This is a genomic window from Exiguobacterium sp. s36, assembly GCF_018618345.1.
Classification (GTDB): domain Bacteria; phylum Bacillota; class Bacilli; order Exiguobacteriales; family Exiguobacteriaceae; genus Exiguobacterium; species Exiguobacterium chiriqhucha.
In genome coordinates, this window is sequence record NZ_JACSLW010000021.1 from 1 (window position 1) to 1,918 (window position 1,918).

Sequence of the window (1,918 nt, forward strand, 5' to 3'; positions counted from 1 at the left end):
AAACCAAAGCACGTCACCAGGTTGAACCGTGTCTGGAAGTCGTGACTTTGGAATATCCTCCATCACTTCTCCGAATTCGACGACAGCCAAGTCCCCTTCAAATCGATCGATGATACCTCTCCGTCGCTTCATCTTGATTTCTTTACGGCATAACTTGAACCGTTCCCTGTAATGATGATCGTGCCATTCTTATCTGTGCGAAGCGTGTTCGTTTTTTGACGCTTCAAGTTCGTCACCACTTCGGAAGTCGGATGGCCGTAGCTGTTCTTCCCGACACTGATGATAGCATGCTTCGGTTTGACCGTGTTCAGGAACGTACTGCTTGTCGACGTCTTGGCACCGTGATGTCCCACCTTTAAGACATCTGCACGGAGCGTCTGCTTCTTCGCCATCATGTCCTTCTCAGAAACGTGTTCCGCGTCTCCCGTGAACAAGAACGTGTTCTTCTTGTACGTTACATGAAGGACTGCACTCCAGTTGTTCAAGTCACTGTTCGAGTAGGATTTGACCGGACCCACAAACTTCGCACTGACGCCTTTGATCGGTAGCTTCACGCCGGCCTGTGCCGTTTTGATGGTCTTCCCTTCCCGTTTGACGGCTTGCAGAAAATCTTTGTAAGCCTGGGTCGTGTGCTTCACTTTCGGCGCGTAGACGTTCTCGACACGATAGGCATCTAGGATTTCGTCTAATCCACCAATATGATCCGCATCCGGATGCGTCGAGATCAATACCTCGATATCGTCAACTTTTTGCTTTTTGAGGTAGGCGACGATGGCATCGCCCTTTCCTTTGTTACCCCCGTCGATGATGACGTCCTCACCGCTCGGCATCTTGATGTAGATGGCGTCTCCCTGTCCGACATCGATGTAATGGACTTTAATGCTCGTAGCGGCTGATGCTTCCCCGTATGGTGACACCAATAGCGCTCCACTAAATAGAACGGCACTCCCAATCTTGATCAATTTATTCATCTTCTATCACTCCACTTTAAAATTATTGTAAAATTATCCAACACACCTTTATTATAATCCGCTATTTGTTAAATAGCTTCTAATTCCTGCGGTTGACCACATACATAAATAGGTAAGGTGTGATGATAGGAGGAGTGAGAGAAATGGATTTACGAAAACCAATCGCAATAAACAAGACGTATAAACCGGTCCTGATTTTTAAAGACGGGGTAGAAGTAAAGGAGTGTGTCTCCATTCAGGAAGCTGCACACTATCTGAAGGGATACACGTTATGTACCGCCATGCCGTATCGCCACATTATGAATGGCATTATCCTTGATGAGACCTGGATCCATGAGGGAAGCAGCTATCGGTTCACCACTGATCCTGATGTGAAAAAGGCAAAGCTGGCAGAGATGGAGGCTCAGAACAAAGTCCGTTTTTAAGGAAGGACAGAATTACGAAATCGAACAAGTCTCATGTGCGGCACCTTACATACGCTGTACACGACTTCGTCACTGTTTGTTAAAACCCTACGAGGTACACTTGAACTAAAAAGGGGTTCTCCTCATGCGACTTCAAGAATGGATCCAGCAATATCACGGTACAGAGTTACTGCGCTTTGATCACCTCTGCGAGTACTTAGATGCGACACCGTTTGAAATCAAACACCACCTTGATGGAATCAGTCCTGAGATAACCGGCGTACTGAAGTCAGAAGAGGGTATTGGTGACGACGCGTTCATCACGAAGCTGGAACATCATTTGCTGAATCGATTCAACAAACGAAGAAAAAAAGTGAAAGTCACGATTGAGGTCGAACTGCCATTACCGGAAGAAGCCTACAACTTTTGTCAGCGCGAACGATTTAGAATGATCGAACGCGTCACTCAACATATGGACGAACAAAACGTGAAGGATTGGCGCATCGTAAACATGCGGAGGATATAATTGAACATAGATCGTAT

Annotated in this window: 4 protein-coding genes; 2 read left to right on the forward strand and 2 right to left on the reverse strand. The window is 46.5% G+C overall.

All coding sequences use genetic code 11. From position 1 onward, the window contains the following. Window positions 1–132 (reverse strand): DUF3006 domain-containing protein (locus KNP95_RS15795; protein ID WP_214838342.1); only part of this gene is annotated, 132 nt, incomplete at its 3' end. Next, a complete protein-coding gene (locus KNP95_RS15800; protein WP_131472583.1) occupies window positions 129–971 on the reverse strand; it encodes a ComEC/Rec2 family competence protein in 843 nt (280 codons plus the stop codon). The genes KNP95_RS15795 and KNP95_RS15800, both read right to left, overlap by 4 nt. A gap of 143 nt (window positions 972–1,114) precedes the next feature. Here KNP95_RS15800 and KNP95_RS15805 point away from each other — a divergent pair, with 143 nt between their 5' ends. Next, window positions 1,115–1,396 carry a hypothetical protein gene (locus KNP95_RS15805; protein WP_029596479.1) on the forward strand — a complete coding sequence of 94 codons (282 nt, stop codon included), beginning with the start codon at window positions 1,115–1,117 and terminating at the stop codon, window positions 1,394–1,396. Window positions 1,397–1,520: 124 nt separating this feature from the next. Further along, on the forward strand, window positions 1,521–1,901 hold the full coding sequence (locus KNP95_RS15810; RefSeq protein WP_029596478.1) for a hypothetical protein: 381 nt from the start codon (window positions 1,521–1,523) through the stop codon (window positions 1,899–1,901). Window positions 1,902–1,918 lie beyond the last annotated feature (17 nt).

Bases quoted from the DNA above. Each gene is read 5' to 3' on its own strand.
- KNP95_RS15810 (WP_029596478.1), top strand. From the start codon at position 1,521: ATGCGACTTCAAGAATGGATCCAGCAATATCACGGTACAGAGTTACTG.
- KNP95_RS15805 (WP_029596479.1), top strand. From the start codon at position 1,115: ATGGATTTACGAAAACCAATCGCAATAAACAAGACGTATAAACCGGTC.
- KNP95_RS15800 (WP_131472583.1), bottom strand. From the start codon at position 971: ATGAATAAATTGATCAAGATTGGGAGTGCCGTTCTATTTAGTGGAGCG.